Origin of the sequence: Vibrio sp. Vf1514, assembly GCF_052076135.1 — a bacterium.
GTDB classification, from domain to species: Bacteria; Pseudomonadota; Gammaproteobacteria; order Enterobacterales; family Vibrionaceae; genus Vibrio; species Vibrio furnissii.
The window spans coordinates 597556-610807 of the sequence record NZ_CP197268.1 but is presented as its reverse complement, the minus strand read 5'-3'; the positions used below and the strand labels follow the sequence as shown (position 1 = coordinate 610807).

The window sequence follows — 13252 nt, the reverse complement described above, 5'->3', positions numbered from 1 at the left end:
TCTTTATTTATCGCGATACAAGCAAATTATGCTTCAGTGCGGCGACGGCTGTGACCACGTTCACCACGGTGGTTACCACGGTTATCGCCACCACGGTTACGGTCGAAACGACGTTCACCACCTTCGCGGCTACCGCCTTCACGGTTACCACGGAAGCCACCTTCACGACGGCCGCCTTCGCGATTTCCGCCTTCACGGTTGCCACGGAAACCACCGTCACGACGGTTACCGCCATCACGACGACCACGTGATTCGCGGAAGTCATCGAAGTCACACACAACAGCACCAACTTCTTTCTGACGAATACGCAGTTTGCGTAGTTTGCCAGTCACGTCTGCAGACATTGTTTTAGGCAGCTGAACAAACGTGTGGCCTTGCGCCAGTTTGATCGCGCCGATAGAACCTTTTGTCAGGCCCAGTTCGTTCGCGAGTGCGCCAACGATGTCTTTCACTTGTACGCCTTGATCACGGCCTACTTGCAGCTGGTAAGTTTCCCAGTCTGTGTTTGCAGTATATTCACGACGACCATCACGACGATCACCACCGTTTTCACGACGTTCACGACGACGCTGTTTGTCACGCTCTACAGCTTCGATCATTGGATCTTCACCCACGTAGAACAGAGGACGTTTGCCTTGTTGACGTTTCAGCAGAATCGCAGCCAGCGTGTTTGCATCGATTTCCAGAGACGCTTGCAGTTTCTCAACCAACTCAGCAAATTTCTCTAGAGAAGCGTGCTCTTTCTCAGCTTCCAGCTCAATCGCCAGTTGGCTTAGACGTGCTTCAGCCACTTTATCGCGGTGTGGAAGTTGGATTTCTTCCATTGAAGAACGTGTCACACGCTCGATGGTACGCAACATGCGGATCTGGTTAGTACGAACCAACAGGATCGCTTTACCTTTACGACCAGCACGGCCAGTACGACCGATACGGTGAATGTATGATTCTACATCGAACGGAATGTCGTAGTTGAATACGTGCGTGATACGTGGCACATCAAGACCACGCGCCACAACGTCAGTCGCAACCAGAATATCAATCACACCTTGTTTGATGTGATCAACAGTGCGCTCACGCAGAGACTGAGGAATATCACCGTGCAGTGCCGCTGCTTTAAAGCCACGTGCACACAACCAATCCGCTAGGCGCTCGGTGTCTTGACGAGTACGTACGAATACGATTGATGCATCCGTTTCTTCAGTTTCAAGAAGACGAGCCATTGCTTCATCTTTCTCTACGCCTTTTACAACCCAGTACTGCTGCTCTACTTTTGCAACAGTTTGGTTTGAACCGGCAACGTCAACGCGTGCTGGATCACGTAGGAAACGATCAACGATGTCTTTTACCATCGGTGGCATGGTTGCAGAGAACAGAACGCGTTGTGCTGTTTCTGGTGCTTGTTCCATGATCCAAGTCACGTCGTCAACGAAGCCCATTTTCAGCATTTCATCTGCTTCATCCAGTACGAATGTATGACATTCGTCTAGGTGCAGACGTTCACGGCTGATCAGGTCTTTTACGCGGCCTGGAGTACCCACAACGATGTGTGCGCCAGATTTCAGAGCGCGCATTTGATCAACGATAGATGCACCACCGTAGATCTCTAGAACTTTCAAGCCCTTAATGTTTTGGCCCAGATTTTTAACTTCTGCCGCAACCTGGATAGCCAGTTCGCGAGTTGGAGCCATTACGATTGCTTGCGGTTTGTACTGATTCAAATCCAATTTGTTCAGTAGTGGCAGCGAGAACGCTGCAGTTTTACCCGTACCTGTTTGTGCTTTACCTAGTGCGTCGCGGCCTTCCAGAAGAAGAGGAATTGCAGCAGCCTGAATTGGAGTTGGAGAAACGAAGCCCATATCGGTTAGGGCAGAAAGGATGGCACTGTTAAGTGCTAAGTCACTGAATTGAATGACAGATTCTTGCATGGGGATCCCACTAAAATAATGAATAACCAAGGTCCCACGTGCTTTACCATTCCAACTAATCCAAGAAAGTTGCTGAATCCGTTCAGATGCGGACGAGTATCAAAAAGCATCAAGCCACTAGGGACATCTAAGGGAGGCGGATTATTCCCTAAACACATAAAAAAAGCTAGAAAAAATTGAAATTCATCACAATTTTTTCTCAGTAGTGATAAAATGCCGCCTCAATAACGTGCTAAACACCTTATTTCCAAGAAATTCGCTGATTTAATCAGCAATTTAGCCTGGTCTATTTGGCACTGCTATACACGTTTCCGGTAGTAATAATCATAGTCAATGATTATAGTGTGCCCAGTTAATCGAGTCAGATATTAAAAGATGTTTCAAGATAACCCACTACTTGCCCAATTAAAGCAACAGATTCAAGAAAACCTGCCGAAAAAAGAAGGTCAAATTAAAGCGACCGATAAAGGATTTGGTTTCCTCGAAGTTGACAGCAAAACCAGCTTCTTTATTCCACCACCGTACATGAAAAAATGCATGCATGGTGACAAAGTGGTTGCCATCATCCGCACAGAGAAAGAGCGTGAAGTAGCGGAACCTCAAGAACTAATCGAACAATCTCTGACACGTTTTATTGGCCGCGTAAAACTTCACAAAGGCAAACTGAACGTTGCACCGGATCACCCACAATTGAAAAAGATGCCAATCAAGGCAAAAACGAAAAAGGGTTTGAATCCAGAACACTTTCAAGACGGCGACTGGGTCGTTGCTCACCTGACTCGTCACCCGCTGAAAGACGACAATGGTTTCTTTGCTGAAATTTCAGAGAAAATCACTGACGCCGATGACAAGATTGCACCTTGGTGGGTCACGCTGGCAGAAAACGATTTGCCAAACTGCGAACCGGCCGGTATCGAACACTGGGAATTAAAAGACGACGCTGATCTCACGCGTGTCGATTTGACAGATGTCCCATTTGTCACCATCGATGGCGAATCGACTAAAGATATGGACGATGCGCTGTACGCGAAAAAACTGGACGATGGCAGCTTCGCCCTGACCATTGCTATCGCCGACCCGACCGCCTACATCACCCCAGAAGATGATATGGACAAAGTAGCGCGCGAGCGCGGCTTCACTATCTATTTACCGGGGCGCAATATTCCAATGCTGCCACGCGATCTGGCTGACGAACTCTGTTCGCTGATCGAAAACGAAGTTCGCCCTGCCCTGTGCTGCACCGTCACCGTTGATAAAGATGGCGTGATTGGCGACGACATTCGTTTCTTTGCTGCCAACATTAAATCGCACGCGCGTCTGGTTTACGACCACGTATCCGATTGGTTAGAAACCGGTTCAAGCGACGCTTGGCAACCGACTGATGAGATCGCGCAAGTGGTACGCGACCTATACGAGTTTTCTCAAGCGCGTGCCAACTGGCGTGAAACACACGCGGTCGTCTTCCCCGATCGTCCCGACTACCGTTTCGAACTGAGCGAAGACAACGACGTAGTGGCAATTCATGCCGACTCGCGTCGCACCGCAAATCGCTTGGTTGAAGAATCGATGATCACCGCGAATATCTGCGCCGGTAAAACACTGCAAGCGGCGTTTGGCACGGGTGTATTCAACACACACGCAGGCTTTAAGCCAGAAAAAGTTGCCGATATCGTTGCGCTGATGAATTCGCATGGCGCGGAATGCAGCGAAGAGAGCGTGAATACCGTAGAAGGTTTCGCCGCGCTGCGTCGTTGGTTATCGACTCAAGAAACATCTTACTTGGACAACCGCATTCGTAAGAGCCAAAGCTACAGCGAAATCGGCAATCAACCATTGCCACACTTCGCTATGGGCCTTGATGTTTACGCCACGTGGACGTCGCCGATTCGTAAATACGGCGACATGATCAACCACCGAATGCTGAAAGCACACATTCTGGGTAAAGAATCGGTCCAAAAGCCAGACGAAACTGTGGGCGAAGAGTTGGCTCTGCATCGTAAACACCACAAGATTGCTGAACGCAACGTTGCAGACTGGTTGTATGCACGCACGCTGGCAGAAGAGCCAGTAAAAGAGACACGCTTTACTGCGGAAATCTTCGACATCAACCGCGCCGGCATGCGTGTACGTTTGCTTGAGAACGGTGCAATGGCCTTCATTCCTGGCGCATTGATTGTCAACAACAAAGAACGTATCGAGTGCAACGGCGAAGATGGCACGGTGTCTATCGATAAAAATGTGGTTTACAAACTGGGCGACACACTGGAAGTCGTGTTGACCGAAGTGAACCAAGAAAACCGCAGTGTCGTGGCCAAACCAACGCAAGTGTTTGCCGAAGCGCCGAAAGCGCCAGAAGCTTCACAAGAGCCAAGCCAAGCGTAAGCGCGACACGATCAAAAAAGGCATTCATGATGAATGCCTTTTTTATTGCCTGAAATAGATTCGTAAACCCTCAAGACCAAAAGTACGCTTTCGGGTCCTTTTCCACTTCTCGAATCAACGCGGTTAAATCACCACTTTTGGATAGATACGGATACGGAACCCATTCCGGCGTTTCGCCCGAACCCGATGGCACATACAACGCCCACAAGTTCGACTCTTCTTCCCAGATCACTTTCGCCACTGGGCTGGTGTAATCGCAATGCGCAGAGTCCAACTTAAAGTGGCTCTGCATAAACTGGACGCCATTTTCGATGGATTCAAAACCGGACTTACCCAATTCAGCCGGCAAGCTCTGATTTCGATTGTCGCACACCAGTGCCGCTCTTCGCTCTATCTGACGCTGCAGTAAACTAATGACCGCCATAACTCCCTCAACGCCTTTCTCAACCAGCTAACCGACTCAGTATCTCCTGAAAGAACTGAATTTTCTATGATCTCAATGTGTTTTGAGTATAACCCATCCCGTTTAAACTGGAGGCATTTCACACTATCAGGCTTGCACAAGACGACGATTCACAAAATTGTAATCTAAGCGACATAACATAATGCTTTGTTCGATTACCTATTTTGGAGTTCACTTATGCTACGGGTCGCGCTTGCTGCTCTTTGCTCACTCTCACTTTTGACCTCTTTTGCGCAAGCGAGCGAGATTAATGTCTCCGGTTCTACATCTGTTGCTCGCATCATGGATGTATTGGCTGAGGAATACAATGCCACTCATCCGAACAGCTACGTCGCTGTTCAAGGTGTTGGCTCCACAGCCGGAATTACATTGCTGAAAAAAGGCGTTGCTCAAATCGCCATGAGTTCACGTTACCTCACCGAAAGTGAAGAGGAGGAATCGCTCAACTCTTTCCTACTCGCCTACGATGGCCTCGCCGTGATCGTTAACCGCGCCAACCCTGTCAATAACTTATCGCGTGAACAGTTGTATGAGATTTACAAAGGAACCATAACCAACTGGAAACAAGTGGGTGGTAGCGACCAAAAAATCGCAGTGGTTACGCGTGAAGCCTCTTCTGGCACGCGTTACAGTTTCGAAAGCCTACTGGGGCTGACCAAAATTATCAAAGACCGTTTGGTGTCTGATATCAGTCCAAACAACTTGGTGGTGAACAGTAACAGCATGGTCAAAACGCTAATTAATCACAACTCGCAAGCCATCGGTTTTGTGTCCACAGGATCTGTCGATAAATCGGTCAAAGCGATCCAATTCGAGGGCATCGATGCGACATCAAAAACGATTGCCGAACACAAATACGCTTTGTCTCGCCCATTTTTGGTGTTGCATTACAGCGAGAAAGCCAGCAAAGAAGCCAAAGCCTTCCTCGACTTTCTGCATTCTGAACGCGCGAAAGCATTGATCGTTGAATACGGCTACATTCCCGTTGGGGAATACAAATAACAGGCACAAAAAAGGAGAGCCAATGCTCTCCTTTTTTAATGCTCGACACACTTAAAAATGCAGTTGAATCACTGAGACCACAACACACCCAGGGCGGCGAACACCTTCGATCTCAACCTTGATTTCACGTTCAATCTCAAGGCCTTTCTTAATCGGTGTGACTTTAGACAACGTACTCACTGCGCGAACTCGGCTGCCAGATTTCACCGGATAAGGGAAACGTACAGAGTTGAGGCCAATGTTCACTACCAGCTTTGCGGTCGGGAACAGTGAGTTATCCGCATCCACGCTATCGGTTAACTTAGGCAGTAACGCCAAGGTTAAAAAACCGTGTGCGATGGTGGTTTTAAATGGTGACTCAGCTTGTGCTTTGTCTGGGTCAGTGTGAATCCATTGCATATCTTCCGTGACAGCACCAAATTGGTTAATACGATCCTGATCAACGAGAATCCAGTCACCGGTATGGATCACGTCACCAATTTGTGGCACCAATTCATCGTACACCACCTGCGCTTCGGGTTTTAACACGATAGGCTCGGGGATTTGTACGTCTTCATTTGCCGGCTGATGGAAATCTTTCACCCAAGTGAACAGCTGGCGATTATTGGCTTTGCCTAAGAATTCGTCCCAGTATTCACGCATAGCAGGAGAAACCCACTGCTTAAATTCAGCGTGTTTAACAAGATTTTCTGCACGATGTTTAAATAGATCCGCGACTTTCATAAAACCTCATTCTTAACTAAGAAGAAATGCTAATGTCCTAATTTTGAAGTACTTCACAGTAAGTCGCAAACACTTTCGGGCGTACAGTCGTATTCTCAACCTTAATTTATTTTTATATATCAATACATTACCAATAAAACATTATTTTATTAGCACTTCACAAATTAGAGTAAATACACCATTCTTTTGTGCAAAGTTTCGACACAGTTAACGACCCAAGTTCTGCATTTTGATGGCTAAAACTGCGCAAACATTGGCCAAATGGGCATTTTTTGCCCTTTATTTTTGTTGGTCGATGACACGCTCAACACTGACGCACCTGCTGGTTTACTGAACATGCGGCGAGCGCACAATTTCTTCTTCCACCCAACGCAGTAACTTCTTAATCGCTTTCGATAACACTTGGTTTTGGCGCACAATGTAACCCAAACTCGCAGAAGGAAATGTCGGCAACGGCGTGATCGTCGATTGCAGGTTGAGCTTCGGATGGAGCGAAAAGTCAGGCACAATCGCGATGCCAAAGCCGGCTTCTGCCCAATCAATCTGTGCGTCCACACTATCGACTTCCATAATGCGATACTTGGGCAGTTTTAGATCAGGCAGCGCAGGATCCATCAAATCCCGCGTTCGCGTATCGTGACCCAGAAGAATCAATGTCGGCGCTTCAAGGTTATCGACCTGCTCCCCTTTTTGCCACGCTTCAAGGCCGTTTCCTAACGCGCACCATGTGACCTGTTTCAGCTCCGTAAAATGCAGCGGTTGACTCTCCTTTTGCGCCATCACAAAACCGAGATCGGCTTTCGCACTCTTCACGGAATCTGACGCCTGTGTCGATGTAGTATTCAGCAACGTTAAATCAATACCGGGAAACTCGGCTTTAAATGATTGAAACGGCCCAATCAGTAACCAACGCGAAATAATATCGCTCGCAGCAATCGTGAGCGTGCCTTGGCACAAATCGTTAATCGCATTGAGGTCCGACTGACAGCTTTGTAGTTCCATCAATGTATTTTGCGCACTTTGCAACAAGCGTTCACCCGCTTGCGTCAGACGAAACGGATTACGTTCAATCAGTTTGACGCGCGTACTTTGTTCCAGCTGTTTGATGTGTAAGCTCACGTTGGGCTGAGTCATGTGCAGTTCGTTGGCCGCCTTGCCAAAGTGCTCCAAACGAGCCAGCGTGACAAACGTGTTGAGCCAGTTGAGATCCAGCATATCCGCTCCTTAACCATCTATGATGCCGAAAATGGTGGTGTGATCATTGAACGCGGTCAAATTATCTCGATATGAGTTCCTTATCAAGCTCATAATGATTATTAATTTTTCTTATTCCCGATCCCCCCATAGGATAAAAAGGTAACTTTTAAGGAGATCAAAACATGTCGTCTATCGTTGTAGTTGGTGCTAACTGGGGTGATGAAGGTAAAGGCCGTATCGTGGACTATTTAGCAGATAGCGCCGCAGCCAGCATCCGTTTCCAAGGCGGTAATAACGCCGGTCATACCGTTGTGAATGATTTTGGTACATTCAAACTGCACCAACTGCCAAGCGGCGTGTTCAACCCAGGCTGTATTGCGGTGCTTGGCCCTGGCATGGTGATCAGCCCTGCGCCATTGTCTCAAGAAATCGCAGAAGTCAAAGAAGCTGGCGTGAACGTCAACCTGTGCATTTCAGACCGCGCCACGCTGTGTCTGCCTATTCACGCACTGGAAGATACGCTAGAAGAATTACGCCTTGGTGATGGCGCTTACGGTTCAACGCGTCAAGGCATCGCACCTGCATACGGTGACCGTGTCATGAAGAAAGGGATTCTGGTTGGTTGGTTGAAACAACCTGAAGTACTGCGTGAACGTATTCAATTCATGCTGGACTGGAAACTGCCGCAATTAAAAGCGCTTTACCCAACTTTCGAATTTACGCAAACCGCACAAGAAATGACAGACTGGTTGTTGGAAGTTTCTGCCCCATGGCGCGATGCGATTTGTAACGTCAGCGAGCCATTGAAAGCGCTGCAAGCAAAAGACGAAAATCTACTGTTTGAAGCCCAATTGGGCGCGGGTCGTGACCTCGTTTACGGTGAATACCCATGGACAACCTCTTCAAACGTGACAGCAGCATACGCAGGTTTGGGTAGTGGTTTACCAGCACTTCGCCCAGAGCGCATCATTGCGGTTGCCAAATCATTCAGCTCTTCTGTCGGTACAGGCACTTTGATCACCGCCATGGAAGAGCAAGACAGCTTCCGTGAAGCTGCGAATGAATATGGCGCGGTCACGGGTCGTCCACGTGATATGGGTTATTTCGATGCAGTGGCAACACGTAACGGCGTTGAACTACAAGCTGCAACAGAAGTTGCACTGACTAAACTGGACTGCCTAAGCGGCATGCAAGATCTGAAAATCTGCGTGAACTACGACGGCGACCATAGCGAAAACCCAATTTGGCCACAAACGTCTGCCCTTGCGCCAGTTTACGAACAAATGGAAGGCTGGAGCGAAGACATCACCGGTTGTCGCACCTTTGAAAGCTTGCCAGTTGCAGCGCAAAAATACGTACTGCGTGTTGAAGCACTCATGGGTGTGCCCGTGAAAATGATTTCAGTGGGTCCAGAACGCGCGCAGATGATTCTGCGTTAATCTGCCCCAAAAGAACCAAGCCAAGGCCGACGATGACGTCGGCCTTTTTGTTGTGTTCAGCCCCACCGGCCTCGCGCCAACCTTGCTTTCAAAACAAAATTCGTAAAAATGGTTATAGACTAGTCAGTTAGCACAATGACGTATTTACAACATGGTTATCCGCGAGTATAGTTCTTCGCACTTACGGAGAGATGGCTGAGTGGTTGAAAGCACCGGTCTTGAAAACCGGCGATGGTTAATAGCTATCCTAGGGTTCAAATCCCTATCTCTCCGCCACATTCGAAAAGCCGCTGATTCGTCAGCGGCTTTTTTTTTTTGCGACGTAAAGAAGACTAAGCCAGCGCTTTGATAATCGCTTCTAACTTATCCAGACCTTCATTCAACACATCCAATTCAATGGTCAACGGTGGTAACAATCGAATGACATTGCCTTTCACTCCGCAAGAGAGAAGGATCACGCCATGTTGTTGCGCGTTGTCAATAATCGACTTCGTGAACTGTTGCAACGGTTGACCCGATGAAGGGTCCGAAAACTCAATTGCCATCATCGCACCATGTGCGCGAACTTCACTGATTTGAGGAACCAGCGTTTGTAACTTTGTTAATCGCGCATGCACAACTTCACCAATGTTTAGTGCTTTATCGCATAAATTTTCTTCTGCAATGATCTTTAAGACTTCAAGCCCTGCGACACATCCCATCGGAGAACCTGCATAAGTTCCACCAAGGCCACCCGCAGGTGCTGCATTCATGACATCGGCTTTTCCGACCACGGCCGACAGCGGGAAGCCACCAGCAATCCCCTTCGCCATGGTCATCAGATCCGGCTCAATATCCAAATACTCCGTCGCAAACATTTTCCCAGTACGAGCAAAGCCTGATTGAATTTCATCCGCAATCAGCATGATGCCATACTTGTCGCAAAGCGCGCGTAAGCCCTGCGCAAATGCCTTAGGCGCTTGATAAAATCCACCTTCCCCTTGAATTGGCTCGAAAATGATTGCCGCAACGCGCGTGGCTTCAATGTCACATGCAAAGAGGTCTTCAAGCGCTTGCAAACTCTGTTCAACCGAAATGCCATGCAGTTCATTGGGATATGGTGCATGAAAAATCTCACCGGGAAATGGGCCAAAGCTGGCTTTGTAGGGTGCAATTTTCCCAGTTAGTGCAATGGTTAAATTCGTCCGGCCATGAAATCCACCTTTGAACGCAATCACACCACTACGCCCGGTATAGGCCCGCGCAACTTTTACCGCATTCTCTACCGCTTCAGCACCGGTTGTAAGAAAGACGGCCTTTTTCTCTGAAGGCCCGGGCGCAATTTGAGTCAGTTTTTCTGCCAGCGCCACAAATGACTCATATGGCGTGACTAAGGCACAGGTATGCGAGAAATTGTCGAGTTGCGCTTTGACGGCTTCAACAATCCGTTTATTGGAATGTCCGGTGTTATTGACGGCAATACCCGATGCAAAATCGATGTATTTATTTCCTTCCACATCCCATATTAAAGCATTTTCTGCCTTGGCAACGTAAATGGGATATAAGGCGCCCATCCCATTTGAAAATACTTGGTTTCTTCTTTGATGTAATTGCTGATTATTCATGATTCATTCCTTTCACGTGAGAGTACCCTCCACTAAATCCATTTTATTTAGCAGATATACATTAATTTCTATTTATCTTTTATCGTTCAATCATGGTTGCCGCATGATGCTTTAATACGAACACAGAGCAGTCTGAGTGACGTACAATTTTTGCAGCCGTCGAACCATTAATATATGAACTGAGCTTTGGCGATTTTGAGACCATAACGATGGCATCAACACTGGATTTTTTCGCTTGTCTCAATATTTCATCCGCGACGACACCATTGCGAATCATTGCGGATCCCCGATTGGACCTTGGAACACAGTGCTTGAGTATTTCTTTTAAGCTATCGAATGCATGCTGATGTTGTTTAGAAAAAACGCTGTCTGACACCGTTGGTGCCAAACTGTGATGCGTTTTAGCATCATCGACATAGACGATGTCGATCACGCCACTAGGTTCGATGAGCGCAAGGGCCACCTCCACTTCCTGCTTCACCATATCAGTGAAGGAAAGATCAATGGGAATTAATACACGTTTAAATATCATATTAATTCTCTCCCATAACCATATTGGGTAGCCACATAACAACTTCAGGAAATACCATACAGAAAACTAACACGCATAGTTTTAATGCAATAAATGGCAAAATAGAACGATAGATATCCATCATGCTCACATCCGGAGGAGCAATCCCCTTAAGGTAAAACAGTGCAAAACCATAAGGCGGTGTTTGAACAGCGATTTCAATATTTAATATCATTAAAATACCGAACCAAATTGGATCATACCCTAACGACACGACAATTGGCGTAAACAGCGGCGCGCACATTAAAACGATGATTAATTCATCAATAATAAAGCCAAGCAACAACATAATCACTTGCATGAGAATAATGACGCCCAGTGGTGGTAAACCAAGATCTTCCGTGAGTTCGGAAACCATGGTTTGCACCCCACTCAACATGTGGAAATTGCTAAATAAAGATGCGCCTAAAATGATCCACATCGACACACTCACGAGCATCGCTGTTTCAAAACCAGACGATTTAAACATTTCAAACCGAAAACGCTTAAAAACGAACGCCAATAAGATAGCGCCAACGACACCAATAGCGCCCGACTCCGTCGGCGTTGCAATACCCGCAATAATACTCCCCAGTACCGCCACAATTAAAAGTAGAGAAAACAATCCATCACGGGCCGTAATCAATTTTTCTTTTCCGGACATTGTACTTTCATGCCCAGTATGAAGCGGGGCTTTTTGGGGATTGATCTTACAGCTGATAATGACATACGCCATCAATAGCAAAATGGAAATTAGGGCAGGAATGATCGCAGCTAAGAACATACGCCCGACGGAATTCTGTGTTGTGGCGGCATACATCACCATTGGAATACTTGGTGGAATCAAGATGCCAAGCCCCCCACCAGCCATAATGACACCCAACGCTAAACGTTTGTCATAGCCCCGCTCCAACATCGGTTTGAGCGCAATACTGCCTGACGTCATGATTCCAGCACCAATGATGCCAACCATGGCGCCGATCATGGAGCACACCCCGATCACGCTCACCGCCAGTGAACCACGAATGCGGCCAATCACCATTTGGCTGGCATTGAACATTGCATCGCCAATCCCTGAACGCGTTAACAGCTGTCCCATATAAATGTAGAGTGGGATCGCCAGCAGAACAAAACTGAAAAAGTTACTCTCTATTGTCGTGGGAACTAAGTTAAATATGCCTTCCCCCCACGTCATATACCCCATTCCCATGGCGATGCCGCCTAACGCGAGCCCCACAGGCGCCCCGAGCAGAAAGAAGGTCATGACACATCCAATGAGTAACAAAGTTAAGACTTCAATGCTCATGCGTCCTCCACTTCAACGAAAGTTTCACAATTCTGGCGCGCATTGGACTCGTGTTCGAGTAGTGATTTGCCCTTCACTAAGTAATATAAATCTTGGACTATATCGCTGGACAATTGCGCGATAAAACAGCTGCAAGCGACGACGAGCATGACCCAGAAATGTGCCATTGAAGGGGCCCATTCCGATTGGCGACGATAATTAAACTCTATCGCCTCATCCAATTTGCCGATGGCCATACTCAACACAACCCAAAGAAAAAAGATCGCTAACGAATACGACACAAGATTAAACAACGAACGAACACGCACAGAGACCTGTAGATACAACACATCCACATTGATATGTGCTTTGTTTTGTTGAGCCAGAGCGCCACCTAAAGCCGCGATATACCCAAACAAGAAAAGGGAAACGTCATACGCCCAAACGGTTGGCTTTCCCAAGGCGTACCTCGCGAAAACTTCAAAGGCAACAGTTGCAGCAAGAATTGGCATCAGAAAAGACGCTGAAAGGCCTATCCAATGCACTATTTTGTTTACACCTTGGCAATAACTGGCAAGTAAAGCACTCAGCATAAGTTCCATCTCTATTAGAGTTACAAGAAAGAGGGGGCGATGCCCCTTCTCTGATTGATGATCGAGCGCGATAGGTTGCTGTCGATCAT

At 47.4% G+C, this 13252-nt stretch carries 11 protein-coding genes and 1 tRNA gene; 4 read left to right on the top strand and 8 right to left on the bottom strand.

What is annotated here, in order from left to right:
• Positions 1-26: 26 nt before the first annotated feature.
• The gene (locus ACS18Q_RS17695) at positions 27-1925 is read right to left on the bottom strand and encodes a DEAD/DEAH box helicase (RefSeq protein ID WP_014257182.1); all 1899 of its coding nucleotides are present in this window, start codon (positions 1923-1925) and stop codon (positions 27-29) included.
• A 375-nt stretch (positions 1926-2300) separates the two neighbouring features.
• Between ACS18Q_RS17695 and rnb the strand changes: the two genes are divergently transcribed.
• The gene (rnb, locus tag ACS18Q_RS17690; RefSeq protein ID WP_395212813.1) at positions 2301-4307 is read left to right on the top strand and encodes an exoribonuclease II; all 2007 of its coding nucleotides are present in this window, start codon (positions 2301-2303) and stop codon (positions 4305-4307) included.
• 70 nt (positions 4308-4377) lie between these two features.
• Here rnb and ACS18Q_RS17685 read toward each other — a convergent pair whose 3' ends face one another.
• Complete coding sequence (locus tag ACS18Q_RS17685; RefSeq protein ID WP_014257180.1) at positions 4378-4731, bottom strand: DUF3024 domain-containing protein; 354 nt, start codon at positions 4729-4731, stop codon at positions 4378-4380.
• Between the two features lie 216 nt (positions 4732-4947).
• Here ACS18Q_RS17685 and ACS18Q_RS17680 point away from each other — a divergent pair, with 216 nt between their 5' ends.
• On the top strand, positions 4948-5772 hold the full coding sequence (locus ACS18Q_RS17680; protein ID WP_158108677.1) for a phosphate ABC transporter substrate-binding protein: 825 nt from the start codon (positions 4948-4950) through the stop codon (positions 5770-5772).
• A 51-nt stretch (positions 5773-5823) separates the two neighbouring features.
• On the opposite strand, the gene ACS18Q_RS17675 is transcribed toward ACS18Q_RS17680, so the two are convergent.
• Positions 5824-6495, bottom strand: coding sequence for a MaoC family dehydratase (locus ACS18Q_RS17675; RefSeq protein WP_014257178.1), 672 nt, complete (start codon positions 6493-6495; stop codon positions 5824-5826).
• A 327-nt stretch (positions 6496-6822) separates the two neighbouring features.
• Positions 6823-7710, bottom strand: a complete 888-nt coding sequence (locus ACS18Q_RS17670; RefSeq protein ID WP_004727965.1) for a LysR family transcriptional regulator — start codon at positions 7708-7710, stop codon at positions 6823-6825.
• 164 nt (positions 7711-7874) lie between these two features.
• Between ACS18Q_RS17670 and ACS18Q_RS17665 the strand changes: the two genes are divergently transcribed.
• Positions 7875-9131 (top strand): adenylosuccinate synthetase, encoded by a 1257-nt coding sequence (locus ACS18Q_RS17665; RefSeq protein ID WP_014257177.1) that lies wholly within the window; start codon positions 7875-7877, stop codon positions 9129-9131.
• 185 nt (positions 9132-9316) lie between these two features.
• Positions 9317-9407: transfer RNA gene (locus ACS18Q_RS17660), tRNA-Ser, on the top strand.
• A 56-nt stretch (positions 9408-9463) separates the two neighbouring features.
• On the opposite strand, the gene gabT is transcribed toward ACS18Q_RS17660, so the two are convergent.
• The 4 genes from gabT to ACS18Q_RS17640 form a co-directional block, all read right to left on the bottom strand.
• The gene (gabT, locus tag ACS18Q_RS17655) at positions 9464-10735 is read right to left on the bottom strand and encodes a 4-aminobutyrate--2-oxoglutarate transaminase (protein WP_441258127.1); all 1272 of its coding nucleotides are present in this window, start codon (positions 10733-10735) and stop codon (positions 9464-9466) included.
• A gap of 79 nt (positions 10736-10814) precedes the next feature.
• Positions 10815-11267, bottom strand: coding sequence for a universal stress protein (locus ACS18Q_RS17650; RefSeq protein ID WP_441258126.1), 453 nt, complete (start codon positions 11265-11267; stop codon positions 10815-10817).
• A 1-nt stretch (position 11268) separates the two neighbouring features.
• The gene (locus ACS18Q_RS17645; protein ID WP_055466970.1) at positions 11269-12591 is read right to left on the bottom strand and encodes a TRAP transporter large permease; all 1323 of its coding nucleotides are present in this window, start codon (positions 12589-12591) and stop codon (positions 11269-11271) included.
• On the bottom strand, positions 12588-13163 hold the full coding sequence (locus ACS18Q_RS17640; RefSeq protein WP_232659570.1) for a TRAP transporter small permease subunit: 576 nt from the start codon (positions 13161-13163) through the stop codon (positions 12588-12590). The genes ACS18Q_RS17645 and ACS18Q_RS17640 overlap by 4 nt, the downstream gene beginning before the upstream one ends.
• Positions 13164-13252: the final 89 nt, after the last annotated feature.

Excerpts from the sequence above, each read along its gene's own strand:
- ACS18Q_RS17695 (WP_014257182.1), bottom strand. The coding sequence starts at position 1,925 with ATGCAAGAATCTGTCATTCAATTCAGTGACTTAGCACTTAACAGTGCC.
- rnb (WP_395212813.1), top strand. The coding sequence starts at position 2,301 with ATGTTTCAAGATAACCCACTACTTGCCCAATTAAAGCAACAGATTCAA.
- ACS18Q_RS17685 (WP_014257180.1), bottom strand. The coding sequence starts at position 4,731 with ATGGCGGTCATTAGTTTACTGCAGCGTCAGATAGAGCGAAGAGCGGCA.
- ACS18Q_RS17680 (WP_158108677.1), top strand. The coding sequence starts at position 4,948 with ATGCTACGGGTCGCGCTTGCTGCTCTTTGCTCACTCTCACTTTTGACC.
- ACS18Q_RS17675 (WP_014257178.1), bottom strand. The coding sequence starts at position 6,495 with ATGAAAGTCGCGGATCTATTTAAACATCGTGCAGAAAATCTTGTTAAA.
- ACS18Q_RS17670 (WP_004727965.1), bottom strand. The coding sequence starts at position 7,710 with ATGCTGGATCTCAACTGGCTCAACACGTTTGTCACGCTGGCTCGTTTG.
- ACS18Q_RS17665 (WP_014257177.1), top strand. The coding sequence starts at position 7,875 with ATGTCGTCTATCGTTGTAGTTGGTGCTAACTGGGGTGATGAAGGTAAA.
- gabT (WP_441258127.1), bottom strand. The coding sequence starts at position 10,735 with ATGAATAATCAGCAATTACATCAAAGAAGAAACCAAGTATTTTCAAAT.
- ACS18Q_RS17650 (WP_441258126.1), bottom strand. The coding sequence starts at position 11,267 with ATGATATTTAAACGTGTATTAATTCCCATTGATCTTTCCTTCACTGAT.
- ACS18Q_RS17645 (WP_055466970.1), bottom strand. The coding sequence starts at position 12,591 with ATGAGCATTGAAGTCTTAACTTTGTTACTCATTGGATGTGTCATGACC.
- ACS18Q_RS17640 (WP_232659570.1), bottom strand. The coding sequence starts at position 13,163 with ATGCTGAGTGCTTTACTTGCCAGTTATTGCCAAGGTGTAAACAAAATA.